The sequence below is a fragment of the Oceanobacter sp. 5_MG-2023 genome, assembly GCF_030548165.1.
Classification (GTDB): domain Bacteria; phylum Pseudomonadota; class Gammaproteobacteria; order Pseudomonadales; family Oceanobacteraceae; genus Oceanobacter.
Genome location: NZ_JAUORS010000001.1, coordinates 128,993 through 154,828, shown reverse-complemented (window position 1 = coordinate 154,828; position 25,836 = coordinate 128,993). Strand labels below are relative to the sequence as shown.

Annotated in this window: 23 protein-coding genes and 1 other RNA gene; 15 read left to right on the top strand and 9 right to left on the bottom strand. The window is 57.0% G+C overall.

The window, feature by feature from the left end; genetic code table 11:
- Positions 1-19 precede the first annotated feature (19 nt).
- Positions 20-1,021, top strand: coding sequence for an alpha/beta hydrolase (locus tag Q4551_RS00715; RefSeq protein WP_303431186.1), 1,002 nt, complete (start codon positions 20-22; stop codon positions 1,019-1,021).
- A gap of 356 nt (positions 1,022-1,377) precedes the next feature.
- On the top strand, positions 1,378-1,506 hold the full coding sequence (locus Q4551_RS00710) for a hypothetical protein (protein ID WP_303431185.1): 129 nt from the start codon (positions 1,378-1,380) through the stop codon (positions 1,504-1,506).
- Here the strand turns inward: Q4551_RS00710 and Q4551_RS00705 are convergent.
- The 4 genes from Q4551_RS00705 to Q4551_RS00690 all read right to left on the bottom strand — a co-directional run bounded on the left by Q4551_RS00705 (position 1,503) and on the right by Q4551_RS00690 (position 2,872).
- Positions 1,503-2,090 carry a 5-formyltetrahydrofolate cyclo-ligase gene (locus tag Q4551_RS00705; protein WP_303431183.1) on the bottom strand — a complete coding sequence of 196 codons (588 nt, stop codon included), beginning with the start codon at positions 2,088-2,090 and terminating at the stop codon, positions 1,503-1,505. The genes Q4551_RS00710 and Q4551_RS00705 overlap by 4 nt on opposite strands.
- Positions 2,091-2,125: 35 nt before the next feature.
- Positions 2,126-2,303, bottom strand: a non-coding RNA gene (gene ssrS / locus Q4551_RS00700) — 6S RNA.
- A 16-nt stretch (positions 2,304-2,319) separates the two neighbouring features.
- The gene (locus Q4551_RS00695; RefSeq protein ID WP_303431182.1) at positions 2,320-2,667 is read right to left on the bottom strand and encodes a cell division protein ZapA; all 348 of its coding nucleotides are present in this window, start codon (positions 2,665-2,667) and stop codon (positions 2,320-2,322) included.
- Complete coding sequence (locus Q4551_RS00690; RefSeq protein WP_303431180.1) at positions 2,657-2,872, bottom strand: DUF904 domain-containing protein; 216 nt, start codon at positions 2,870-2,872, stop codon at positions 2,657-2,659. The genes Q4551_RS00695 and Q4551_RS00690 overlap by 11 nt, the downstream gene beginning before the upstream one ends.
- A 148-nt stretch (positions 2,873-3,020) precedes the next feature.
- Here Q4551_RS00690 and Q4551_RS00685 point away from each other — a divergent pair, with 148 nt between their 5' ends.
- From Q4551_RS00685 to Q4551_RS00665, 5 genes are all read left to right on the top strand, one after another.
- Positions 3,021-3,575 carry a UPF0149 family protein gene (locus tag Q4551_RS00685; RefSeq protein WP_303431179.1) on the top strand — a complete coding sequence of 185 codons (555 nt, stop codon included), beginning with the start codon at positions 3,021-3,023 and terminating at the stop codon, positions 3,573-3,575.
- Between the two features lie 12 nt (positions 3,576-3,587).
- On the top strand, positions 3,588-4,913 hold the full coding sequence (pepP, locus tag Q4551_RS00680) for a Xaa-Pro aminopeptidase (protein WP_303431177.1): 1,326 nt from the start codon (positions 3,588-3,590) through the stop codon (positions 4,911-4,913).
- A 113-nt stretch (positions 4,914-5,026) separates the two neighbouring features.
- Positions 5,027-6,325, top strand: a complete 1,299-nt coding sequence (ubiH, locus tag Q4551_RS00675) for a 2-octaprenyl-6-methoxyphenyl hydroxylase (protein WP_303431176.1) — start codon at positions 5,027-5,029, stop codon at positions 6,323-6,325.
- Positions 6,315-7,526 carry a UbiH/UbiF/VisC/COQ6 family ubiquinone biosynthesis hydroxylase gene (locus Q4551_RS00670; RefSeq protein ID WP_303431174.1) on the top strand — a complete coding sequence of 404 codons (1,212 nt, stop codon included), beginning with the start codon at positions 6,315-6,317 and terminating at the stop codon, positions 7,524-7,526. Before ubiH ends, Q4551_RS00670 begins: the two co-directional genes overlap by 11 nt.
- A gap of 194 nt (positions 7,527-7,720) precedes the next feature.
- The gene (locus Q4551_RS00665; RefSeq protein ID WP_303431173.1) at positions 7,721-8,926 is read left to right on the top strand and encodes a class I SAM-dependent rRNA methyltransferase; all 1,206 of its coding nucleotides are present in this window, start codon (positions 7,721-7,723) and stop codon (positions 8,924-8,926) included.
- A 43-nt stretch (positions 8,927-8,969) separates the two neighbouring features.
- Here Q4551_RS00665 and Q4551_RS00660 read toward each other — a convergent pair whose 3' ends face one another.
- Complete coding sequence (locus tag Q4551_RS00660) at positions 8,970-10,181, bottom strand: imelysin family protein (RefSeq protein WP_303431172.1); 1,212 nt, start codon at positions 10,179-10,181, stop codon at positions 8,970-8,972.
- Between the two features lie 48 nt (positions 10,182-10,229).
- A complete protein-coding gene (locus tag Q4551_RS00655; RefSeq protein ID WP_303431171.1) occupies positions 10,230-10,889 on the bottom strand; it encodes an HAD family phosphatase in 660 nt (219 codons plus the stop codon).
- 259 nt (positions 10,890-11,148) lie between these two features.
- Between Q4551_RS00655 and rppH the strand changes: the two genes are divergently transcribed.
- Together rppH and ptsP are read left to right on the top strand one after the other, a co-directional pair.
- Entirely contained in the window at positions 11,149-11,643 is a 495-nt protein-coding gene (rppH, locus tag Q4551_RS00650) for an RNA pyrophosphohydrolase (RefSeq protein WP_303431170.1), read from the top strand.
- Between the two features lie 6 nt (positions 11,644-11,649).
- Positions 11,650-13,935, top strand: coding sequence for a phosphoenolpyruvate--protein phosphotransferase (gene ptsP / locus Q4551_RS00645; RefSeq protein WP_303431169.1), 2,286 nt, complete (start codon positions 11,650-11,652; stop codon positions 13,933-13,935).
- Positions 13,936-13,997: 62 nt separating this feature from the next.
- Here ptsP and Q4551_RS00640 read toward each other — a convergent pair whose 3' ends face one another.
- Positions 13,998-14,777: an NRDE family protein gene (locus tag Q4551_RS00640; protein ID WP_303431168.1), complete on the bottom strand. Its 780-nt coding sequence runs from the start codon at positions 14,775-14,777 to the stop codon at positions 13,998-14,000.
- Between the two features lie 173 nt (positions 14,778-14,950).
- On the opposite strand from Q4551_RS00640, the gene Q4551_RS00635 reads away from it, so the two are divergent.
- The 6 genes from Q4551_RS00635 to chrA all read left to right on the top strand — a co-directional run bounded on the left by Q4551_RS00635 (position 14,951) and on the right by chrA (position 21,097).
- Entirely contained in the window at positions 14,951-15,742 is a 792-nt protein-coding gene (locus Q4551_RS00635) for a sulfite exporter TauE/SafE family protein (RefSeq protein ID WP_368501340.1), read from the top strand.
- An 88-nt stretch (positions 15,743-15,830) separates the two neighbouring features.
- On the top strand, positions 15,831-16,637 hold the full coding sequence (lgt, locus tag Q4551_RS00630) for a prolipoprotein diacylglyceryl transferase (protein ID WP_303431167.1): 807 nt from the start codon (positions 15,831-15,833) through the stop codon (positions 16,635-16,637).
- Positions 16,638-16,665: 28 nt separating this feature from the next.
- Positions 16,666-17,460, top strand: coding sequence for a thymidylate synthase (gene thyA / locus Q4551_RS00625; RefSeq protein WP_303431166.1), 795 nt, complete (start codon positions 16,666-16,668; stop codon positions 17,458-17,460).
- Between the two features lie 672 nt (positions 17,461-18,132).
- Complete coding sequence (locus tag Q4551_RS00620; RefSeq protein ID WP_303431164.1) at positions 18,133-18,648, top strand: dihydrofolate reductase; 516 nt, start codon at positions 18,133-18,135, stop codon at positions 18,646-18,648.
- A gap of 129 nt (positions 18,649-18,777) precedes the next feature.
- Positions 18,778-19,848 (top strand): patatin-like phospholipase family protein, encoded by a 1,071-nt coding sequence (locus Q4551_RS00615; protein ID WP_303431163.1) that lies wholly within the window; start codon positions 18,778-18,780, stop codon positions 19,846-19,848.
- Positions 19,849-19,909: 61 nt separating this feature from the next.
- Positions 19,910-21,097, top strand: coding sequence for a chromate efflux transporter (chrA, locus tag Q4551_RS00610; RefSeq protein WP_303431162.1), 1,188 nt, complete (start codon positions 19,910-19,912; stop codon positions 21,095-21,097).
- 78 nt (positions 21,098-21,175) lie between these two features.
- Here chrA and Q4551_RS00605 read toward each other — a convergent pair whose 3' ends face one another.
- A complete protein-coding gene (locus tag Q4551_RS00605) occupies positions 21,176-22,642 on the bottom strand; it encodes an efflux transporter outer membrane subunit (RefSeq protein ID WP_303431160.1) in 1,467 nt (488 codons plus the stop codon).
- Positions 22,639-25,827: an efflux RND transporter permease subunit gene (locus tag Q4551_RS00600; protein ID WP_303431159.1), complete on the bottom strand. Its 3,189-nt coding sequence runs from the start codon at positions 25,825-25,827 to the stop codon at positions 22,639-22,641. Before Q4551_RS00600 ends, Q4551_RS00605 begins: the two co-directional genes overlap by 4 nt.
- Between the last annotated feature and the right edge of the window lie 9 nt (positions 25,828-25,836).

Genomic DNA, 25,836 nt, shown 5'->3' with positions numbered 1-25,836 from the left:
ACGCAAGAGGATCGGCGTGGTGAAAACAACCAAAGAATTATGGAATTCATATCCGCTCCGGAATGCCCTGCCTGACTGGCGTATCCGTTGGCAGCCGTCGGCTCCTGAGGCATTGACACAGGCGTATCGGCAGTATTATCGGTTACCCGATGTTGAAGCCGGACAGCACCGCATGGGCAAGCTGGAAAGTGCCGGTTTTGATATTGCGCTGCAGTACTGGGTTTGTCCTGACGCGGTGGCCAATCTTATTCTGGTGCACGGCTATTATGACCATGTCGGGCTGTATGGCAGCCTGATTGGATTTTGCCGGGCCCAGCGCCTGAACCTGGTGGCATTCGACTTGCCGGGGCATGGCTTGTCGAGTGGTGAGGCAGCCAGAATCGACGATTTTGATCAGTATGAAACCGTGTTTGCCGATGTGTTCCAGCAGGCTGAACAGCAGCTGCCGGCGTTGCCCTGGCTGGCTGCCGGTCAGAGTACCGGGGGAGCGATTCTGGCCAGCTATCTGCTCAAGCGCCACCCGGTAGCCGGTCAGTCAGGGCCGTTGTTGGTCTGGCTGCTGGCCCCGTTGTTACGGCCAGCGGGATGGCGCAGCGGCCGATGGATACATACGCTGGTACACCGTTTTGTCGCCCGGGTGCCGAGACGTTTTGTGTTGAACGGCAATAATCGGGTATTTGCTGAATTTGTCGCCAGTAGTGACCCCCTGCAATCCCGTTATTTGAGTGTCCATTGGGTGACAGCACTCAAGCGTTGGCTCGGCTGGATCGAGCGGCGATCACCGTTTGATTATCCGGTACGCATGATTCAGGGGACGGCGGATCAGACTGTTGACTGGCGTTACAATATTCCGGCCTATCAGCGGTTGTTCCCGGCGTTAATGTTGAGCCGCATCGTCGGTGCTCATCACCACCTGGTGAATGAATCTCCGGAACGATTGGGGAACGTATACGAGGTGATGCGGTCAGATTTGAGTGCTGTGTTGGCTGCTCAGGAGACGGCTTCCAAAACAGGGCAATGAGCTGCTCTTTTTTAAGAGCAGTGCCATAAAAAGAAGCAGGCTGGCGAAATATATCGGGGAACAGCCTGCCATACGCAGATTATCTGACGGATGATAGATCTGATTTTCGACCTCAAATGGTGCAATAACAGCTTTTCTTGCCTGGTGGGTCGGTCTTTCAGAAAATGAGCGCACTGATTTTGGCGTCATTGCTCAAAACAGAAGGGCAATTCTGGTGCAATTCATACTTTGGTCACTACTTGTGACTAAAGTGGCAGAAATGTTGCTCAAAGACAGACAAAGTAGCTATATGTCTGCCTGGTGTCATCTTGGTAGGCCATACGTATAAAAGTAGATTTTTGCTGGAGTCACTTTCAATGAAGAAGCCAGATTTACTGGTCTTTGTAGGATTGGTTGTTATTTTGGGTGCTGCCATTACTGGCATGACAATCGATGAGAATCAACGTCCGTCTGCCGTCCTGGCATCGGAACATACTATTCGCTAACTGGCTGGCACCCATCGTAGTGCGGTATCGGTAGCAATAGCAGATAAAGGAATATCCCAGGCTTCAGCAGGAAGCGTAGCAAGACACTGAAACTCATGGGCGCAGCCTATGAGCTTTGGGTGCTTGCCTGCGCGCTGAGTAAAGGCCAGCGAGCGGTCGTAAAAGCCGCCACCCATCCCCATACGATTGCCAAGCAGGTCAAACGCGACCAATGGCAAGCAGATAACAGACAAGAATCTTGCCTGGCAGCGTTTGCCGTAGCGAAAATCCGGCTCTGCGATACCAAAGCGGTTGTTGCTCATGCGTGTGCCTGGCTGATAACGGATAAACGCCAGTTCGCCGCGACGTAGCGGGTGCAAGCTGGGCAGATAGACTTCCTTGCCCATTCGGATCAGCTGTTTGATGATCTGCTCCGGGTTGATTTCACCATCATTCACCAGATACAGCGCGATTCTCCGGGCAGCCAGCAGGGCACCCGGCTGTAATAACGAGCGTTGCAGGCCTCGTGCTGCCTGGCGTTGCTGTTGCGCTGTCAGGGAGCGACGCTGCAAGCGCATGGCCTTGCGAATTTGAGGTTTGTTCATAGGGACAGGAATACAGGATGTAAGCAAATCAGAAAGGAGGCCCGCCGCACCGCTGTCGGAAAAAGGCCTTGAACCCAATGGTTCAAGGTGGTGGGTTCTTCACTGAATCAGGCTTTCCGGAAACCGGACATGCGCACAACAGCGACTGGAACCCTCCGGGGTTGTGGACATCGGCTCGAGGTCTTTGTCGACTGGCCAATGCGGCAGGAGCTGGCGAGTATATCAGAGATCAGGAGTTCTGCGAAAAGTCTGCGGCAGAATGCTCGTTTTCACGTTGTGCGGAGAGATTCAGCGCAGTGTCCAGCCGATTATTCAGGTCATCAAAAATAGTCGCCTGTTGCTGCAGCTCGTGTTGTGTTTCAAGTAACTGATGGGCAATGTTCAGCGCCGCGATCACCGCAATCCGGTCGGTACCCGGCAAGGTACCGGAGGACGACGTCGAATTCTTGATTTCAGCCATCTTCTGGTCGAGCAGGTGCGCGGCATCACGCAGCTGCTGTTCGGCCCCGGCAGGGCAGTTGATCCGGTATTCCCGGTCCAGAATCGTGAGACTCAGGGTTCTGGGGTCATTGGCCACAGTTGCGCTCCAGCACTTGCAATTTTTGTATCATTTCATGAACCTTGCGGCGTGCCGCTTCGTTTTGCTGTACCAGTCTGGTCCGTTCAGACTGCCAGTTCGCTTCTTCAGCACGCATGCGCTGGTTTTCTTCGTACAGTTCCTGATGGATGTCGAGCAGTTTCAGGATACGCTGCTGCAGGCTGTGCAAGTCATTTGCTGGCATAACATTCTTCTGGTTCAGGGCTGGACTGGGGCTACTACTATAAGAGCCGTCCAAGTGGCTGGTCAATCCGACTGTCGACTCCAGTGAAAGCGGGCAACCTGCACGATGGCAATGTTAGAATAAATAGATTGATTATATAGAGGTTGTTATGAAATTTGACTTTGCCAGTGCAGCGGATATCTGGCTTGAAGCCCGTTGTTACCAATCCCCGTCGGCTTTGCACGGCTGGTTGAGTGGTTATCTGGCCAGTGGTTCCCGCCTGACACCGAAACAATGGCTGGCAGAAGCCATGGATTACCTGGAACTGGAAATGGCTCCAGAGCCGCCACTGTCCGATATGTTGCCAGAATTCTATGACTGGGTGCTGGCTGTGATTGGTGCGGAAGAAATGGCCTACAGCCCGTTATTACCCAGTGACGAAGATGCTGATGTCGCCGAGCAGGTCGAATGTCTGGCGGAATGGAGCAAAGGTTTCCTCGATGGCTTTGGGGCTTCCGAGCGCTCTGCCGGGCAGTTACCGGAAGATGTCGTGGAAGTCTTGCGTGATCTGGATGCCTTTTCCCAGGCCGAGGTTGACGACCTGGACGATGCCGCCAACGAAGGCATGTACCTTGATCTGTCCGAGCACGCCCGGGTGGCGGCCCTGACGGTGTTTTACAACATGAACCGCTCGGCCGGTTCGTCATCCACAACCCTGCATTGATCCGGAGGTGATATGAAACTGGAAGCATCCGAATACGCTCGTCGTCGTCAGCAACTGATGGCGCAAATGAGTGATAACAGCATCGCGATTATTCCATCGTCTCCGGTGCATGTGCGCAACCGGGACGTGGAATACCTGTTTCGCCAGGACAGCGATTTTTATTACCTCAGCGGCTTTGACGAAGAACACGCCGTGCTGGTGCTGATTCCGGGGCGGGAATATGGCGAATACGTTTTGTTCTGCCAGGAAAAAATCAAGGAACAGGAAATCTGGACGGGTCGCCGGGTAGGGCCAGAAGCCGCGCTGGAGCGACTGGGAGCCGATGATGCCTTTCCGATCACCGATATCGACGACATCCTGCCTGGCCTGATTGAAGGCCGGGACAAGATTTACGCCAACCTGGGCGTCAGCCCGGACTTCGACAACCAGCTAATGGGATGGGTCAACCATATCAAATCCCAGGTGCGTAACGGCTCACGGCCACCACGGGAATTCAGCGGCCTGGATCATATCCTGCACGAAATGCGGCTGATCAAATCCGAGGCCGAAATCGACCTGATGCGACAAGCAGCAGCAATCAGCGCCAATGCCCACTGTCGGGCCATGCAAATGGTTGAGCCGGGGATGTATGAATATCAGCTGGATGCCGAAATCATGCGTACCTTTATGGCTGCTGGCAGTCGTTGGCCGGCCTATCCTTCGATTGTCGGCAGTGGTGAAAACGCCTGCATCCTGCACTACACCCGTAACGATGCGCAGATTCAGGACGGCGATCTGATTCTGATTGATGCCGGTTGTGAACTGGACTATTACGCCTCCGATATTACCCGTACCTTCCCGGCCAATGGCCATTTCAGTGCAGAACAAAAAGCCCTGTATAACCTGGTGCTGGATTCCCAATACGCCGCCATGGACTGGATCAAGGCTGGCAATCGCTGGAATGATCCACACGATGCCGCAGTAACCGTGCTGGTCGAAGGATTGCTGGCACTCGGCTTATTGTCCGGTGATCCGGATGAGATTCTGGCCTCTGGTGAATACCGCCGTTTCTATATGCACAAAACCGGACACTGGCTCGGCATGGACGTACACGATGTGGGGGAATACCGCATCGACGGCGAGCCAAGACGACTGGAAAACGGCATGGTGATGACCGTCGAGCCAGGATTGTATGTGGCACCAGACGATGAAACCGTCGAGGCGCGCTGGCGCGGCATCGGTATCCGCATCGAGGACGACGTGGTTGTACGTGCCGATGGCTGTGATGTACTGACGGCTGGAGTGCCAAAAACCGTTGAGGAAATAGAAGCACTGGTTCAGGGCGGGTTGACTGACTGAGGGCAATGCCCGGTGTGTTTTTCTTGCCTTGGCGGGCGCTAATCGTGACAGGCTCTTGACCCTGCCGCGAGCCACCCGTCAGAGTGTCACCTGCTGAACAAAGAGCGTTATCCATGACCGAACCTGCCTTATCTTCCCCTGCCTTTGACCTGGTGATTCTCGGTGCTGGCATGACCGGCGCCAGCCTGGTGCACCTGCTGCAGCCTGCGCTGGATGACGGTCTGCGCATTGCGTTGATCGATCGCCAGCAGATTCGCTGGACTGCCGACATACTGGAGCGACCGCCCAGTTTTGATGGTCGTGCCACGGCGCTGGCCTGGGGATCACGGCAGTTATTGGAACGTATGGGGTGCTGGTCGGCGGTGGCGGACCGGGCCTGTGCGATTGAACATATTCAGGCATCGGACCGTGGCCGCTTTGGGCAAACCCATCTACACGCCAGCGAGCAGGGCACCGAAGCATTGGGCTATATCGTTGAAAACGCGGTATTGGGGCGGGCGCTGCTGCAAGGGCTGGATTCCTGCCCGAATGTCACCCTGTTGTCCGATACCGAGGTAACGCAAGTTACCATGACCGCCACCGGTAGCCAGCTGACCCTGGCCGATGGCAAGACCCTCACCACGGCGCTTTTGGTCATGGCCGATGGTGGCCGCTCCGGTCTGGCGCAACAGCTGGGAATTCGGCATCAGCGCGAAGACTATGGCCGCATGGCACTGGTAACCCAGGTTGAAATGGATCGCGAGCATCAGCACTGGGCTTATGAACGCTTCAGTGACCATGGCCCGGTGGCCTTGCTGCCGTTACAGCAGCGCCACTTTGCGGTGGTCTGGACTCTGCCCCCCGATGATTGTGAACGTATTATGGCGTTGCCAGATGCCTTGTTTGCCGAGCAGTTACAACAGCAGGTCGGCTATCGCAGCGGCCGTATTCTGCGGGTTGGCGAACGCTTCAGTTACCCGCTGGCACTGGTGCGCAGTGGCGAACAGGTACGCCGGGGCCTGGTGTTGCTGGGGAATGCTGCTCACAGCCTGCATCCTGTGGCCGGACAAGGCTTTAACCTGGCATTAAGAGATACCGCCGCGCTGGCGGCCCGTGTGCTGGAAAGCTGGTCAATGAAGCGACCGTTAGGTGATCTCACCGTATTGCTGGAATACGCCCAGCAGCAACAGCAGGATCAAGCCAATACCATTCTGGCCAGTGACCTGTTGCCCAGAGTGTTTTCCCACCCCGGCACCTTGACGGCGCTGGGTCGTGGTGCCGGACTGCTGGCGCTGGCCAGCCTGACGGTGCCGCGACGGTTATTGGCACGTCACGCCATGGGGCTGGGCCAGCCTGCGCCCCGGTTTGGTTTGCCGCCAACCCCAAAACCTGACAATTTATCTTCCCGGTCGGAGTCTGCTGATGCGTTATGACGTGGTAATTATTGGTGCCGGGCTGGTCGGACAATCCCTGGCGGCCGCTTTGGCACAGGGTAATCCGCAGCTGGCTATTGCTCTGGTTGATCCGGCGTTGGCGTCCGCAGCGGAGCTTCCGGCGGTATTGCCCACGGAGGGGCTGGATGGATTTGACCTGCGGGTGAGTGCCTTGACCGCGCGCAGCCAGAATTTTCTGACCGATATTGGCGCCTGGCAATGGATTCGCTCACAACGGTGTCAGCCTTACACGCATATGACGGTGTGGGATGCAGAAGGCACCGGTGAAGTGAATTTTGATGCTGCCGATTTGCACGTTCCCTGCCTTGGCCACATCGTTGAAAATCGCGAAACCCTGGCCGGGTTGCGGCAGCAGCTGGCCTCGTGCCCGGCGGTGACCCAGATCGCGCAGCCGGTGCAATATCTCGACAGCCGCCAGTCCGACGGCCTGACGCCCGTAGTGCTGGCGCAGGGGGATACCTTGCTGGCGGCACTGGTGGTCGGAGCCGATGGCGCGCATTCCCGGGTGCGACAGTGGGTTGGATTACCAACGCGGGAATGGGATTACCAGCATCAGGCGCTGGTGGCGACCGTCGCCATGGAGAAACCGTTGGCGGCCACCGCCTGGCAGCGCTTTCGGCCACAGGGACCACTGGCCTTGTTGCCTATGCCAACCAATCCGCATCTGGCTTCGATCGTCTGGTCTACCAGTGATGATGAGGCCAATGCGCTGATGGCGCTGTCGGACGAGGCTTTTGGTCACGCCCTGGCCGAAGCCTTCGAGCAGCGGTTGGGAACCGTTACCGGGTGTTCTCAACGGGCCGCGATTCCTTTGCGCCAGCGCCATGCCCGCCGTTACTGGCAAGACGGTGTAGTGCTGGCGGGGGATGCCGCACACACCATTCATCCGTTGGCCGGACAGGGCGTCAACCTCGGTTTCAAGGACGTGGAAGTGCTGGCCGCTGAAGTACTGACGGCTGTTGCACGTGGCATCTCTCCCGGACACGATCAGGTGCTGGCCCGTTATCAGCGTCGACGTCAGGCCGATAACCTCGCGACCATGGCGGCGATGGAGGGCTTCAAGCGTCTGTTTGCTGCTGATGCGCCACTGGTGCGATTACTGCGTAACGTCGGAATGAACCGGTTTGACCGGCTGTTACCCGTCAAGCAGCACGCCATGATGCAGGCAATGGGCCTGTAGCTCCATTTGGTGTGCTGGCCGGTTCGTGCTCAACACGACGTCAGTATGTATTACGTACAAGTGCAAGTTGCTTATGATCAGTGCTGGCACAGACCGCAGCGAATAAACGGTGATGACAGCAGGAATGTTTCGCTGCATGTGCCGCAAACCGATATAATGCCCGGTTCTTTTTGCTCCACCCTGTTGAGGTCTCCATGTCTGAAGCTGTTTCCTGTCTGCGCTTGAACCCACAAGCGGAACGCCGTCTTAAATCCGGTCATTTGTGGGTTTACAGTAACGAGGTGGACACCAAAAAAACGCCGATTCAAGGTCTGGAGTCCGGTAGCCAGGTGGTGATCGAAATGGCCAACGGCAAGGCGCTGGGCAGTGCGGTGGTCAGCCCGGATCAATTGATTTGTGCGCGTCTGATCAGCCGTGACAGCAAGCAGTTTCTCGACAGCTCGCTGATTGTACATCGCCTCAAGGTTGCCCTGAGTAGCCGTGAACTTTGGTATCCGGATGGCTGCTACCGCTGGGTGTATGGCGACAGTGACGGCCTGCCGGGGCTGGTTGTTGACCGTTTTGGTGATGTCGCAGTAGTGCAAATTTCCAGTGTCCTGATGGAAACCCTGCGGCAGGAAATCGTGGATGCCATCGTCAAGGTGATCAAGCCGGACGCCGTGGTACTGAAAAATACCGGCAAGCTGCGGGCCGTTGAAGGTTTGCCAGAATACGTCGACGTTGTGTACGGCGAGCTGGAAGACAACTGCGCCCCCATGATCGAAAACGGTACCCGCTTTATGGTGCCTGTGATCGATGGCCAAAAAACCGGCTGGTTCTACGATCACCGTGAAAACCGGGCGGTGCTGAACCGGTTGGTGACGGGCAAACGGGTACTGGATGTTTTCAGTTATATCGGCGGCTGGGGCGTGCAGGCGGCCCGCCATGGTGCTGCAGAAGTTCACTGTGTGGATTCCTCTGCCAAGGCCCTGGATTGGGTTGCCCAGAATGCGGAGCTGAACGGCGTGGCAGAACGGATGACCTGCTGGGAAGGCGATGCCTTTGAAGCACTGCGGCAGCTGAAAGACAGTGGCGAGCGTTTTGATGTGGTGGTGGTTGATCCGCCAGCGCTGATTCCGCGCCGCAAAGACATCAAGGCTGGTGAGCAGGCTTATCATCGTCTCAATCAGCTGGCGATGCGTCTGCTGAATCGTGATGGCCTGCTGGTGGCTGGTTCTTGCTCCATGCACCTGGGCGAAACCCGCTTGCCGAGCATTATCCGGACACTGGGTCGGGAGCTGGATCGTGATGTGCTGATTCAACACGTCGGTAGCCAGGGCGCAGACCATCCAGTGGTTCCGGCCATTCCGGAAACCCGTTACCTCAAAGCCGTGTTCGCTCGCGTATTACCTACCCGCTAACCACGGTTGTTGCAGAAGTTCGGCCCGGCCTTGTCCGTGGCCGTTATGTATTGGGCAAGGTCAGGCGCAACAGGCTGGCGGTTTGTTGCAACAGACTATCCAGCTGCTTGATGTGATCAACCTGCGAGGTGGCTGCCGGTATCTCTGCCGCTGCTTCTGCCGGGGTTGCTGAGGTATCGGTGGGTTCGGCCCTGGCCGTTTCACTAACAGGCGTCAGAGCCTGGGTCAGCGCCGCCTGCCATTGCGCCAATAATTCTGGATGCTTGTCGCCTAGCAGCGATATTAAAGCCCCTTCCTGGGATTCGTTACCGAGTAACCAGAGCTGCATTCCTTGCAACAGAGCCTGAATATCCTGCTGGCTGGTATCGCTGAATTCACTGCTGTTACCCGGCAGACGTTTTGCCAATAATTCCGTTCGGATCAGCCAGGCACAGGCACTCATGCCGGCTTGCAGGGCTGCCGACGGGGTACTGCTGGTTACCAGCTGGGCATAGTAGCCGTCAACTTGCTGCCAGCGGCTTTGTAACAGGTGTTGGTGATCCAGTAACTGCGCCGTCACCAGTTGCAGGTATTGGCGGCGGCGTTTCTGGTTGGTGACGGCATCAGGAGCCGGTTCGCTGGAGCTACTGCTACTGCTACTGTTATTGGCTGGCAGCACATAGTCAGAGGCGTCGCGTTGCCCGTCACTGCCCCACAGCAAGAATTCAATCGCATGAAACCCCAGGCTGACCGAGGCCGGGTCAGAAAACCCATGCTGCTGCCTGAGTGCTTCCGGGGTCAACGGCAAGGCCAGATCGTTCACAATGCCGGTAAAGGGGTAGCCCGGCAGATAGTCGAGGTAGCCGCCTTCAATCGGCCAGCTGTCAATCTGATTGACTATCTGGTGGAAATTAACGCCCTGACGCTGCCATTCAACCGGGTCCGATATCGGCAGAAAACCATACAGGCGAGTACGTAAAAACGCGCTGTAGCTGTCGCGCCAGGCGCTACGGGCAGCGGCCAGCGTGGCGCTATCGGGTTGACCGATCAGGGCCGAGACAGCGCCTTGCAGCGCTTCGCTACTGGCGTAGGCCTGCAGGTAGCTATCGAAGGCCGAATGAGTCAAATGGTCATTGATCGTTGCCGGGAAAGATCCCCCCGGACTGGTGCTCAGCTCAGCCGCCGTCGGGAGAGGTTGCGCTGGTGGTTGCGATTGTTCACAGCCCACCATGCCGAGTGCCAGGGCACTGCTCAGTCCGATCATGAGTCGTTTCATTGGTGCCTGCCTCCTGATGGTCTATGGTTACTGGCGCCAGCGCCAGGATCAATCGTCACGCAGTGAGATGATTGGCCAGCCATATTGGCGAGCCTCGGCTTCCAGGGTGCTGTCCGGGTTGACCGCCACAGGATGATCGACCAGTCGTAACAGTGGCAGATCGTTGCGGGAGTCGCTGTAGAACCAGGCACCGTCCATGGACTGCTGATGCTCTTCCAGCCAGGCGTTGAGCCGGGTTACCTTGCCATCCTGAAAGCTGGGTACGCCAACTATTTCGCCAGTGTATTGGCCGTCGATGACTTCCGGGTGTGGTGCAATAATGTCGGCAATACCCAGACGCTCGGCAATCGGATAGGTAATGAAACCGTTGGTGGCGGTAATGATCAGTAAATGATCCCCCTGGTCCCGATGCTTCTGGATCAGGTCACGGCTTTTTTGGCTGATCAGTGGTTCAATACGTTCAGCCAGAAAACGCTCGCGTTCGGCCAGCATATGTTGCAGTGGATAATCGAGTAACGGCTGTAAGGCAAAACGCAGGTAAGCGTGAATATCCAGCGTGCCGGCTTTGTATTGTTCATAGAAGTGGTCGTTGCGATGCTGATGCACCGCCGGGTCGACGAGTTCCCGGTCGGCCAGATACTGGCCCCATGCGTGGTCACTGTCATCGGATAACAGGGTGTGGTCGAGGTCAAAAATTGCCAGAGCCAAACGATTCTCCCGAACGGATTGCCGAAAATTGCACAAAGAGCCATATTCTATGATGAATGGGCAGCCCGGGTCACACGTTAAAAACAGGCACGGACTGACACTCATTGGCATAAACGTCCTGTTCCGCCGCTTGTCAGATCCTGTGGTTCGGGAGAAGATAAAGAATAACAATCAATACCTGCGAGTCGATGCATGTTGCTTGACCTTTGCGTTGAAATGGGCAAGTTTTGCAACTCTGTAATAATTCTCGGATGGCATTGTGATTGATGATCAGGGTTACCGCCCGAATGTCGGTATCATTCTGTGTAATGACCAGGGCCAGGTGCTCTGGGCCAGACGCATAGGACAGGATGCCTGGCAGTTTCCTCAGGGTGGGATCAAACAGGGGGAGTCCCCGGAAAATGCGCTTTATCGGGAGTTGACCGAAGAAGTTGGCCTGACAGCGAACGATGTCCAGATTCTGGGCTGTACTCGTGGCTGGCTGCGTTATCGCCTGCCAAAACGTATGATCCGTCAGGGGCGTCAACCGGTGTGCGTTGGCCAAAAGCAAAAGTGGTATCTGTTAAAGTTGACCACCGAAGAAGCACGAATCGATGTGGCTGCATCACCCAAGCCGGAGTTTGATGGCTGGGACTGGGTTAGTTACTGGTTTCCGTTGGGTGAAGTAGTCGCTTTCAAGCGCGATGTCTATCGTCGCGCAATGACTGAGCTGGCGCCGAAAATCGCTCGCTTGCAACGTAAAAGCACCAGTTGAGGTCTTATGCTCGACATACTTCGCCGAATTGTCCAGGAGGTCAGCAGCGCCAGCGATCTTAAGGATGCATTAAAAGTGGTGGTCGTGCGTATCCGCGAGGCTATGCACACCGAGGTATGTTCTGTGTACCTGTTTGATGCAGACAGCAAGCGTTATGTACTGATGGCGACCGAAGGCCTGAAGCAAGAAGCCGTTGGGCGGGTCAGCCTGTCATCATCCCAGGGTCTGGTTGGTCTGGTCGGTGCCCGCGCCGAACCGATCAACATCGACAATGCTCCGTCACACCCCAAATTCCATTTCCTGTCCGAGACCGGAGAAGATCCGTTTCTGTCGTTCCTTGGCGTACCGATTATTCATAACAAGCGCCTGATGGGGGTGCTGGTTGTACAGCAGCGTGACAGCCGGCAATTTGATGAAAGTGAAGAAGCCTTTCTGGGCACCATGTCGGCCCAGTTGGCCGGAGTGATTGCCCACGCTGAAGCGACCGGAAATATTCTGGAGCTGTCACCTGCCAGCACCGAACGTAAAAGTACCCGTTTTAACGGTGCACCGGGGGCGGCGGGTGTCGGCCTGGGCACCGGTTACGTGATTACCCCGGCGGCAGACCTGATTGTGGTGGTCGACCAAACGGTCGAAGACATTGAGCAGGAGCTGGAGAATTTTGACAAGGCGCTGATTGCTGCCCGCAGTGAAATCCGTCATCTGGGTGCCCAGCTCAGCCATGATCTGCGCCCGGAAGAAATGGCGCTGTTTGATGTTTATATCAATATGCTCGACGACAATGCCCTGGGGGCAGAAGTCACCAGCCGCATTCGTGAAGGCCAGTGGGCACAAGGGGCCTTGCGCCAGGTCGTGATGCAGTATGTGGGTCATTTCCAACTGATGGAAGACGTTTACCTGCGTGAGCGGGCGACGGACATTCTGGATCTGGGTACCCGTATTCTGGCCCACCTGCAGGGCACGGCGGATAAAGCGCCGGAGGAAAAAATATTTCCGGACGACTGCATTCTGGTCAGTGAAGAACTGACCCCTGCCATGCTGGGCGAAGTACCGACCAGCAAGTTACGCGGACTGGTATCGGTAAAAGGCTCCTCCAACTCCCACGTGGCGATTCTGGCCCGGGCGATGGGGATTCCAACCGTAATGGGGGTGGTGGATTTACCCTACGCCCAGTTGCACGGCAAGGATCTGGTGGTGGATGGATATCGTGGCGTCTTGGTGTCCAACCCGAATGAGGATATCCGCGCGGAGTATCAGGAAATCTACGAAGAAGAGCTGGCCCTGCAGGAAGACCTGGAAGTACTGCGGGATGAACCAGCCGAAACCCTGGATGGCCATCGTATTCCCTTATGGGTCAATACTGGCCTGCTGACGGATGCCTTGCGCAGTCTCGATCGGGGTGCTGAAGGCGTGGGTTTATACCGCACCGAAGTGCCCTTTATGATGCGGGATCGTTTCCCCAGTGAAAGTGAGCAGCAAAAAATCTATCGCCAGCAGCTGGAGATGTTTGCTCCGGCACCGGTGACCATGAGAACGCTGGATATCGGTGGCGACAAGTCGCTGACTTATTTCCCCATCAACGAAGCCAATCCTTTTCTGGGCTGGCGTGGTATCCGGGTAACGCTGGATCATCCCGAGATTTTTCTGGTGCAAGTGCGGGCCATGCTGAAAGCCAGCGAAGGCCTGAACAACCTGCGTATCATGCTGCCGATGATCAGCAGCGTCCATGAAGTCGACGAAGCGCTGCACTTGATTTACCGTGCCCATGCCGAAGTGATCGAAGAAGGCTGTGATATCGACATGCCCAAAGTCGGGGTCATGATCGAGGTACCTTCCGCCGTGTTCCAGATCCGTGATCTGGGCTTGCGAGTTGATTTCCTGTCGGTCGGCAGTAACGACCTGACCCAGTATCTGTTGGCGGTGGATCGTAACAACCCGCGGGTGGCTGACCTCTATCAGGCGTTTCATCCGGCGGTCTTGTCGGCCCTTAAAATCATTGCCGAGACCGCTCGTGAAGTAGGCAAGCCGGTCAGTGTCTGTGGTGAGCTGGCGGGTAATCCACTTGGCAGTGTGCTGCTGATGGCCATGGGTTACGAGATGCTGTCGATGAACGCTACCAACCTGCCAAAAGTAAAATCGGTTATCCGTGGTGTCAGCCTGGAGTGGGCAGAACGCTTGCTCGATCAGGTGATGCAGATCGAAAGTGCCCATGTGATTGCCGCCATGGTACAGCTGGCACTGGAGAAAGAAGGCTTTGGCCGGATTATCGGCCCGGCTTCCGGTCGCGGCTAACCAGGGTTGGAACGACTCATTGCCCCGGCTGCTCTGATTGCGCGGGGCGCTTGCTGATTGTTTTATATCAAGGGTAGCTGAAACCGGCACCGGGCGCCTGCAGCGCCATTCTCTTGCCAGCGCTGTTCTTCAATGCTGAGCCGTTGCCCCCGGCCCAGCAGGCTGCTGCTACTGCGGGTGCCATAACGGGCAGAGATAATAAACTGCGCCGATAACAAACGCTCTGTTTCCAGCGCAACGCCTGTGTCGGGCAGCCTGTCGTCCGGCCAGGGCTGACGGCGCTTCAATAAGCGGGTTAATTCGGACTGATCCTGCTGCCAGGTGGGCCGGTGCTGCTGGCGTCGTTGGGCTTGCAGCAGTTGCTCTTTCGCCAGCTGTGCTTTGGGCCAGTCACTGTCGAGCCAGGCATTACTGAGCGCATGTATGCCGGGAGAGACCGCCACCGCCGCGGGTTCCGGTGTATTGGTGATGTACCAAAGCTGATGCGCTGTACCACACAGCAAATTAAAGCGGCCATAACGGCCTGCCTCCGGCAACAAGGCATCGGCAAAGTCCGCGGGTGTTTGTGTGCTGCGCAGATAACGGGTCACCAGTTCACCACGAGAGCGCACATGCTCTGGCGGCTCAGGTAAACGAATATTGGTGACTGCCGCAAAACGCAGGTCATTGGTTACTCCCAGCCAGCTGCCGCCTTGCTGCAAATCCTGCCCGGCAACCAGGTCGGGAGACTCGGGCCAGCGGTGTAACGGCGCGGTGGGGCGTTGATGAAATTCGTCACGATTGGCAGTCAGCGTCAGCCAATCGGTCGCATCTGGCTGCCAGTCAAATACAATCAGGCACATGGTAAAAGTCTCGGATACCGGTGTCTTCAAGGTTACCCTGATGCCTGTGGCTTGGCGACCTGGGCGGTTGCCGAGTGTTGCTGGCTGGTACGCATCCTGCCGCTGCGCTCGCGATTCAGGCCATGCCGGGTATAATGCGCGCCTTTTCTTCTCTTCTGCACGGGAGGTGGTCTGTGACCACTCTGTTGATGTATCTCGCGGTAGGTGCCTTTGCCGGAACGCTGGCCGGGTTGTTTGGCATTGGTGGCGGCATGATCATTGTACCGGCCGTGCTGTTTGCCTTGGCGGCAGAAGGCGTTGGCGTGGATGTGATGACCCATATGGCCGTCGCCACGTCGCTGGCAACCATTGTTTTCACCTCACTCAGTTCGATCCGCGCCCACCACCTGAAAGGTGCCATCAATTGGCAAATGGTGTCGCTGATGACGATGGGCATTATCGTTGGCACCAGTCTGGGCGTGGTACTGATTGCCGAAGTCCCCGGGCCGCTGCTGCTGAAAATCATCGGCGTGTTTGCTGCCTTGCTGGGTATCCAGATGTTTTTTGGGCTGCAACCCCGTCCGGGTAAAAGTGCCCCGGGGCACAAGGAGCTGGGATTGGCCGGAGCCGTTATCGGTTTTGGCTCTTCCTGGTTTGGTATTGGCGGCGGCACGTTTTCCGTGCCATACCTGAGCTGGCGTCAGATCGAAATGCGTCAGGCAGTGGCAACCTCCGCCGCGTGTGGCTTGCCGATTGCCTTGACCGGTGCATTAACCAATATCTGGTCCGGCTGGGGCAACCCGGCCTTGCCCGCCTGGAGCACCGGCTTTGTTTATTGGCCTGCGGTGGCCGGTATTGTCATCACCAGCGTGCCCTTTGCCCGCCTGGGTGCCCATTTGGCGCATCGACTGGATCAGCGCAAGTTGAAAAAGGCATTTGCGGTCTTGCTGATCGGCGTATCCATCAAATTCCTGACGCTGTCATGATGGTGTCGAACGCCGGCGTTAGGCTCTTGTCACAGCCTGTCTTGTCCTCGCGTCTGGTCGGGGTAACACTTATTGTAAGGACGTCACCATGATGACTTATCCCGAGATCGACCCGATTGCCCTGGCGATCGGGCCATTAAAAATTCACTGGTATGGCCTGATGTACCTGCTGGCCTTTGGTGCCGCCTACAGCCTGGCAATCTGGCGTGCCCGTCGTCCCCAGTCTGGCTGGAACGATCAGCAGGTGTCTGATCTGGTGTTTTTTGGGGCCATGGGCGTTATTCTCGGCGGCCGCTTTGGCTACGTTTTGTTCTATAACTTCGATCAGTTTCTGGAAGATCCGCTGTGGCTGTTCCGGGTCTGGGAAGGCGGCATGTCCTTTCATGGTGGCTTGCTCGGAGTGCTGGTCGCGCTGGGCTGGTTCAGCTTCAAGTACAAAAAGAACTACTTTGATGTCGGTGACTTTGTAGCACCACTGGTTCCGATCGGTTTGATGTTCGGACGTATTGGCAACTTTATTGGTGGCGAACTCTGGGGCCGCGTTGCTGACCCTGCGGTAGTGCACTGGGCCATGGTATTCCCCCGCGCCGATAACCTGCCTCGTCACCCGTCACAGCTGTATCAGGCCGGGCTGGAAGGCTTCTTGCTGTTTATTCTGTTGTTGTGGTATTCCAACCGCCCGCGTCCGCGCATGGCGGTAGGGGCTGCGTTCCTGTTTGGTTATGGGGTATTCCGCAGCATCGCCGAGTTTTACCGCGAGCCGGATGCCCATATCGGCTTCGACCTGTTTGGCTGGATGAGCCGCGGACAATTACTCAGCATGCCGATGATTCTGGCTGGGCTGGTTCTGTTGCTGGTGGCTTATCGGCGTAATCGTTTTGCGCCGGTCAGTTGAGCGTTTGTTTGATAATAAAAGGTAATGTATGAAAGCGTATCTGCAACTGATGAAACACGTACGTGAACAGGGTGTGTTCAAGCAAGACCGTACCGGCACCGGCACCTACAGCTGTTTTGGTTATCAGATGCGATTTGATCTCCAGGATGGTTTCCCGCTGGTGACCACCAAAAAACTGCATCTGCGCTCGATCATTCATGAGCTGTTATGGTTTCTCAGTGGCGATACCAACATCCGTTACCTGCAAGACAACAAGGTAACCATCTGGGATGAATGGGCCGATGCCGAAGGCAACCTCGGGCCGGTTTACGGTGCCCAGTGGCGCTCCTGGCCCACCGCCAGTGGTGAGCAGATCGACCAGCTCAGCCAGCTGGTTGAACAGATTCGCAATAACCCGGATTCCCGTCGGCTGATTGTCAGTGCCTGGAACGTAGGGGAAATTCACAACATGGCCTTGCCGCCGTGTCATGCGTTTTTCCAGTTCTACGTTGCCGAAGGCAAGCTCTCCTGCCAGCTCTACCAGCGCAGCGCAGACATCTTCCTGGGCGTCCCCTTCAACATTGCCAGTTATGCCCTGTTGGTGCATATGGTGGCGCAGCAGTGCGATCTGGCAGTGGGCGACTTCGTCTGGACCGGTGGCGATGTGCACCTCTACGCCAACCATCTGGAACAAACCGATGAGCAATTGTCACGAGAGCCAAAAGTGCTGCCGCGCCTGAATATCAAACGCAAACCGGCATCCTTGTTTGACTACTGCTTTGAAGATTTTGAAATCGAAGGCTATCAGCACCACCCGCATATCAAGGCACCGGTAGCGATTTAAAGGGCCGTAATTCAAGGTGCAGCTGAAATAGGCGGGCAGGCAGAGACAGGCTCAAGATGGGATTACCGGACGCTTACCCCCGAGATTATGGCGTCAAGGTTATAGTGTTTGGTTTTGTAGGTCTGACCATGCGCGGCCACATGTTCCAAAATGGAACACGTGCTCTTTTCATCCAGTTCGCCTACTTTAAAAATATTGCTTAAATGCTTGGTAATAGCGGGCCGCTTAGTATCAAAAAGCTCCGCCATTTGCGCTTGTGTTAGCCACAGCGTTTCCTGTTCCAGTTTGATCTCAATCTGCACTTGGCATCATGTGACTGGTAAATTTCAATGCTGTTGTCCATGTCGCTCTCCTTGCTCATTCCCTCTACTAATTACATCCAGAATATCGTTTACAAGGGCATCCTGGCGAATGCAGGGCTGCTGTTCTGAAACAATCCAAGTGTTTGTATCGTAGCAAACCCCCGGTAAGGATACGGATGGAATTTATCAGACACGGAGAGCTGGCCCCTGCATGGAATTGATCAGGTGCGGAGTCGGGCGGACACCAGTGGCGTCCATCCGGCACGTTTGGGGGCTGGTTCTGCTGCAATACGGGCGTTATCATCGGTCGTTTGGTGTCATTTGCTGGTAACAGCGGTGATGTTCTCCCGGTTTGACGCGGTTCTTGCCCATGAAGCTGTCTCTGATTGTTGCTCTGTCACGTAACCATACGATTGGTCTCGATAATCAATTGCCCTGGCATTTGCCGGGTGATTTGAAGTATTTCCGCGACAGTACCATGGGCAAGCCGGTGGTGATGGGGCGTAAAACCCATGAAAGTATTGGCCGGGCCTTGCCTGGTCGCGCCAATATTGTGATCAGTCGTCAGCCGGATTATCAGGCGGATGGTGTGGCGGTGGTCGACAGTCTGGAGTGTGCCATCGAGCTGGCGGCGCGGTTGGCGTTACAGACCGATGCCGATGAAGCCATGATCATGGGGGGCGCGGAAATCTATCGTCAGGTGTTACCGCTGGTTGAGCGTATGTATCTGACGGAAGTGGATGCCGATATCGAGGGCGATGCGTTTTTCCCGGATTTTGACCGTTCCGAGTGGCATGAGTTGAGCAGCGAAGCCTACGGCCCCAGTGATACCAATCCCTATCCTTATCGCTTTGTGGTGTACGACCGTATCGTGTGCGGCGAGTAGTTTTGCTGGCAGCCGGGCCGCCAATCGGCAACGGTTGCGACGCACTATAACGGCTCAGGCTGTCTGGCTTGAGTCCGACCCCTAATCCTCTCATCATAGCGGCTCATCGTATTGAGCAGGATTCTGGCTGTGTCCCATTTGCCGTTAAAGGTGTTCGCTGGCGCGGAGGCGTTACAGCATATTCGTGAGCATGGTTTGCACGCGGATGATATTGAGGTGGTGCTGGGGGCTTCCGGTGGGCCGAAGTGGCTGGTATTGGCGGCCATGGATCGTTATTTGCTCCGGGAGTGGTTTGCCCAGCGCAGCCAGCCATTGCATTTGTTGGGAACGTCGGCCGGTGCCTGGCGGCTCAGTTGTTTTGCCCAGCAGGATGCCCTGGCGGCGCATCAGCGTTTTCTTGAGGCGTATGTCAGTCAGCGTTATTCGGCCAAGCCAACGCCGCAGGAAGTGGCAACCGAGTGTCGTCATATTCTTGATCTCACCCTGGGTGAGCAGGGGTTGGCGGAGATTCTGGCCCATCCTTTTATGCGTTATCACACTCTGGTGACGCGCTGTCGTGGCTTGACCGCCAGTGATACCCACTGGCTACAAACGGCGGGCTGGCTCGGGGCGATTGGGGCCAACCTGTTGTCACGCAAGGGGATGCGCCCCTGGGTTGACCGGGTGCTGTTCCATCATCCCGACAAGCCACCCATCGACCATTTTCCTCATTTGCCCGCACAACATGTCACATTAACTGCCGATAATCTGCGCCCGGCTATTTTGGCGACGGGGGCGATTCCGTTGGTGATCGACGGGGTGCGTGATATTGCCGGAGCGCCAAAAGGCACGTACCGGGATGGCGGTATTACCGACTACCAGTTTGATTTGCCGGTGTTGCCGAACAAAGGGTTTGTGCTGTATCCCCATTATTTTGCCCAGGCTCCCAAGGGTGGCTGGTTCGACAAGAAGTTACGCTGGCGTACCGCATCACGGGAGTATTACCGTCGCACCATCATTATTGCGCCGTCGTGGGAGTTTGCGGCGACCTTGCCGGGCGGCCGCATCCCGGATCTGGATGATTTTTACGATTTTGATTACTCACAGCGGCGGCTGCGCTGGGAGCAGGTACTGGCGGCTTGCGAAGGGCTGGCGGATGCGCTGGATCATATTCACAGTCAGCAGCGCTGGGCGGAGATTGCCGAGCCTTTACCCTGGTAGATCGCCCGGCTCGGGCCGAGTGTGTACGAGGGGTTTTTGAATCAATACAGGGCGACGGTATATGGCACGAGTGATTGAAGTATTCCGGGTTTTTTTATGGCTGGGGTTAACGTCTTTTGGTGGCCCGGTTGCCCATTTGGGGTATTTCCGTAGCGAGCTGGTAGAAAAGCGTGGCTGGTTGAGCGATGCCGCGTATGCCGATCTGGTGGCCCTGTGTCAGTTTTTGCCTGGCCCGGCCAGCTCTCAGGTTGGTTTTGGTCTGGGGTTGATGCGGGCGGGCTGGGGCGGAGCCTTGGCGGCCTGGCTGGCGTTTACGTTGCCGTCAGCACTGGCGCTGGTGGCGTTGGCCACCATGGCGACTACGGTGGCAGCGTTGGCGCCGCTGTTACAGGGGCTGAAAATTGTGGCGGTGGCCATTGTTGCTCACGCGGTGCTGGGCATGGCGCGTACCTTGTGCCCCGATCGGGCCAGGGCATCGATGGCGTTGCTGGCGGCGGCCCTGGTACTGTTACTGGGTGGTTTGAGTGGTCAGTTATGGGCGATCGCAGTGGGCATGCTGGGCGGCATGATCTGCTGTCGTCATTTGGCTGGGGCTGTGCCGGAGGTTCCCTTGTTTGGTGTGTCCCGTCGTGCTGGTCTGGTGGCTCTGGGGCTGTTTGTGGTGTTGCTGGGGGGATTACCCTGGCTGGCGCTGGCAACGGCGGAGCCGGGCTGGCAGCTGTTCGACAGCTTTTATCGGGCCGGGGCACTGGTGTTTGGTGGCGGTCATGTGGTGTTGCCACTGCTGGAGGCAGAAACCGTGCAGGCCGGGCGTGTTGGGGCTGAGGCTTTTCTGGCCGGTTACGGCGCAACTCAGGCGGTGCCAGGGCCGTTGTTTACTTTCAGTGGATTTCTGGGGGCCGAGTGGGCGCAAGGTCTGGGGGCTTCCGGGCTGATGACCTGGAGTCTGGCCGGGCTGGCGCTGGTGGCGGTGTTTCTGCCCGGTTTTTTGTTGCTGGTGGCGGTCTTGCCGTTCTGGCAGCTGGCGGGGCAATGGGCCGGATTACGGGCGCTGATGGCGGGAGCCAATGCGGCGGTGGTCGGGATTCTGGCGGCGGCCTTGTATCAACCGGTGTTTACCAGTGCCATTCATTCATCGGCGGAAATGGCTTTGGCGTTGCTGTGTTTTGTTTTGCTGACCAGCTGGAAAGCACCGTCCTGGCTGGTGGTGATCGTAGGGGCGTTGGGTGGTTGGGTGCTGGGTTTTTGATAACCGAACAAGAGGCCGGGTAATCCCGGCCTCGGTTGGACTGTTTGTTGTTTGTGATGCTATGTGAGTGGGAAGACGTCAGGACTCTGTTGCAGTGGCCGGAGTTATCTCGGCGACTGGCGCTGCCGTGGTTGCCGGTTCTGGCTCTGCCAACCCTCCCCCTAACACCCGATACAGCGTGATACGGTTGGACAGCTCTTCCAGCTGCGAGCTGATCAGTTCCTGCTGGGCTGAGTAGTAGGTGCGCTCACTGAGCAGAGTGTCCTGAAAACTGTCAACACCGGCCTGGTAACGCTTCATGGCCAGTTCATGGCTGCGTCCGGCGGCATCGACATAGGCGCTTTCTGCATCCAACTGATCCTGAATGGTGGCACGGCGGGCAAGGGCGTTAGCAACTTCCGCAAAGGCGCTCTGAATGGTGTATTCGTAGTCGGCCAGATACTTCTGTTGCTCGGCCTTGGCGGCTTCCAGATCGGCTTCCTTGCTGCCCCAGTCGAAGATATTCATGCTCAGGCTGGGGGCCAGCGTCCAGATCGTGGAAGCACCTCCGCTGAACAGGCTCGATAACGCCGCGCTGGCGACACCACCGGTTGCGGTCAGGCTCAAGGATGGAAAATACGCCGCCCGGGCTGCGCCAATGTTGGCGTTGGCGGATTTCAGCGTGTGTTCGGCCGCCAGCACATCCGGTCTTTGCAAGAGTACCGCCGACGACAGCCCGACGGGAATGTCGGTCACCAGCTGTTGCGTGGTGGGCAAGCTGGTTGGCAGCAGGGCATTATCCAGGTCGGAGCCGACCAGCAGTTGCAGGGCGTTTTGGTCTTGTGCGACCTGGTTGCGATAGCTGGCGATATCGGCTCGGGCGCTGTGGTAGGTGGTTTCTGCCGAGACCAGATCAATCCGTGAGTCGACTCCCAGCTCCAGCCGTTTGGCGGTAATTTCCATGGCTTTCTGGGCACTGTCGGCAGTCTGCCGGGCCAGTGCCAGCCGGTTCTGATCCGAGGCCAGCGTCAGCCAGGCGTTGGCGGTTTCCGCTATCAGGCTGATATGGGCGGCGCGGGCGGTTTCGGCACTGGCGTAATAGCTTTCCCGCTCGGCGTCGGTAAGGCTGCTGTTTTTGCCAAACAGATCGATCTCGTAGGCGCTTAAACCGCCGGTGGCTTGCCAGTCACTGCTGACGCTGCCGTCGGTGTTGACGCGGGAGCCTTCGATGCTGGCGTCGAGTGCCGGGTATTGGTCGGCACTTTGGCCGCGATAAGTGGCCCGGGCAGCGGCGACATCGGCGATGGTGGCACGCAGGTCACGGTTATTGGCCAGTGCCTGTTCGATCACCTGTTCGAGGCGTTGGTCCTGGATAAAATCCTGCCACGGCAGCTGCTGGGCGGCACTGAGGTTATTCTGGCTCTGGCTGTCAGCATCCGGCAGCTGTGCCGGGATGGGAGCATCCGGGCGCTGGTAGTCCGGGGCCATGCTGGCACAGCCGGACATCAGTACAACGGCGGTGATGGGCCACAACAGCGGGCGACAGCAGTGAATGATCGGCTTCATACGGAGGCTCCTGTGTGGTTTGGTGACGGTTTTTTATCCAGGCTGGTGGTGGTCATGGCGGCGTCATCGTCATCATCATCGTAACGTTTGCGGCCCGGAAACAGGCCGCGCACCAGCACAAAGAACAGCGGTACAAAAAACAACGCCAGTACGGTGGCACTGAAAGTACCCCCAACAATGCCGGTACCGATGGAGTTACGACTGTTGCCACCGGCACCGCTGGACAAGGCCAGTGGTAAGGTGCCGAAGATAAACGCCAGCGAGGTCATCAGAATGGGGCGCAAGCGCAGGAATGCCCCTTCGACGGCAGACTCAACCAGCCCCTTGCCTTTCATATAGGCGTCTTCGGCAAACTCGACGATTAGAATGGCGTTTTTGGATGCCAGACCAATGGTTGTCAGCAAGGCGACCTGAAAATAAATGTCGTTTTCCAGGCCCCGGAATGTTGCCGCCAGCACTGAACCCAGAACCCCCAATGGCACAACCATAATCACGGCGATGGGGACCGACCAGCTTTCATACAAGGCGGCCAGCGCCAGAAAGACCACCAGAATCGAGATGGCATACAGCATGGTGGACTGGCCACTGGACAGCCGTTCCTGATAGGACAAGCCGCTCCAGGAGCCGTTGGCACCGCCACCGAGGGCGCTGGTCAGGGCTTCCATTTCGTCCATGGCATCACCGGAGCTGGCACCGCTGGCGGCGGCCCCTTCGATTTCGTAGGAGGCAAAGCCGTTATAGCGGCTCAATGTCTGCGGCCCGGATGACCAGTAGCTGCTGGTAAAGGCAGAAAATGGCGTCATTTCGTTGTCGCTGCCACGGACAAACCAGTATTGCAGGTCATCGGGTTTGGCGCGGTATTCACTGTCTCCCTGGACGTAGACTTTTTTCACCCGGCCGTTATCAATAAAGTCGTTGACGTAGGAACCGGCCCAGGCCGTCGACAGGGTGGAAGAAACGTCCGACAGCGAGACCCCCAGGGATACCGCTTTGGCCTGGTCAATCTCGAGTTGCAGTTGCGGCGTATCGCTCAGGGCGCTCAGCCGTATCCCGGTAATCTGGTCGCTGGCGCTGGCGGCTTGTATCAGCTGGTCCTTGAGCGTGATCAGCTCTTCTCGGCTGGTGCCGGGAGCGGCGAGTAATTCGTAGGTAAAGCCGTTGCTCTGCCCCAGGCCTCGAATGGATGGAGGGGACAAGATAAAGAAGTTGGCGTCACGAATGGTCGACAGGCTCGCTCGGGCACGTTGGATAATGGCGTTGGCGGAGGTGTCTGCGCTGGTGCGTTCATCCCAGTGTTTCAACGCCACAAAGGCCATGCCGGTATTCTGCCCGGAGCCGGCGAAGCTGAAGCCGGAAATGGCGAAGATGTGTTTGACGTTGTTGGCTTCATTGTCGAGGAAATAATCCTCGATCTCGCGGGCGACTGCGGCCGTGCGCGGCAAGGATGCGCCGGTGGGCAGGTTGAACATCACCATGATTTCGGCCTGGTCTTCCGATGGCAAAAAGCCGGTTGGCAAGCGCATCAGCGAGAAGGCCAGCACCGCAATAATGGCACAGTAGCCCAGCATCCAGCGCAGGGGTCGGCGTATAACACCGGCAACGTTGCCCCGGTAGCGTTGGTTCATGGCGTCGAACTTGCGATTGAACCAGCCAAAAAAACCGCGCTGGCTGGCGCCGTGGTCGGTGGGTTTCAGCAAGGTGGCGCACAGGGTTGGCGTCAGTGTCAGTGCCACAATCACCGACAGGATCATCGAGGAGACAATGGTGACGGAGAACTGCCGGTAAATCACTCCGGTGGAGCCGCCAAAAAATGCCATGGGCAGGAAGACCGCCGACAACACCACGGCAATACCGATCAGGGCGGTGCTGATTTCTTTCATGGATTCGATGGTCGCCTGGCGCGGCGACAGGCCTTTTTCGGCCATCAGGCGTTCGACGTTTTCGACCACGACAATGGCATCGTCCACCAGCAAGCCAATCGATAACACCAGTGCCAGCATGGTCAGGGTATTGATGGAATAACCAAACACGGCCATCACACCAAAAGTACCCAGCAATACGACGGGCACGGCTACCGCAGGAATCAGGGTGGCGCGCCAGCTGCCCAAAAACAGATAGATAACGGCGATAACCAGGATAATGGCTTCGAACAGGGTGTGTTCAACTTCGGCGATGGAAACCGTGATGAAGTCGGTTGAGTCTTTCGGGTAGGCGATATCCCAGCCGGTTGGGAAGTTGGTTGCCAGCTTCGCCAGGGCTTCCTTGACGGCGACGGCGGTATCGAGTGCGTTGGCACCGGGGGATAACAGTACCGCCATGCCGGATGATGGGTGACGGTCCAGGCGGCCTTCGTAGCTGTAGCTTTCACTGCCGCGTTCTACCCTGGCGACATCGCCAAGCGTGACCAGGGCACCTGAGCTATCACTTTTGATAATGATATTGCGGAACTGCTCGGCGGTCTGCAGCATCGATTGGGCGGTGACGGTGGCGTTTAATTCCTGCCCGGCCGGTGCGGGTTGGGCACCGATATTACCGGCGGCAATCTGTACATTCTGGGCACTGATGGCACTGGTAACATCAGAGGTCATCAACTCATAGTTGGCCAGTTTGATCGGGTCGAGCCAGATCCGCATGGCGTATTGGGCACCAAATACCCGGGTGCTGCCGACCCCTTCGATACGGGCAATGGAATCCTGCATGTTCGAGGCTATGTAGTCGGAAATATCGTAGCCCGAGACGCTGTCGGTGGTGTCGTATACCGAGGCAATCAGCAAAAAGGAAGACTGTGAGGATTTTACCGTAACGCCATTGTCTTGCACCGCATCCGGCAAGCTGCTGGTGATCTGGGATACCTTGTTTTGTACCTGAACCTGGGCCATGTCCGGGTCGGTCCCCTGCTCAAAGGTCACGTCGATACTGGCATCACCATCGGAGGAGCTGGAGGAGCTGAAATACAGCAAGCCATCCAGCCCGGTCAGTTGCTGTTCGATAATCTGGGTCACGCTGTTTTCGACGGTTTCGGCCGATGCGCCGGTATAGGTGGCATCGATTTTAACGGTCGGTGGCGACACGCTGGGGTATTGGGCTACGGGTAACGACAAGATCGATTGCAGCCCGAATAGCATGATGATGATGGAAATCACCCAGGCAAATACCGGGCGATTGATAAAAAACTTGGCGATCATGGCAGGAAA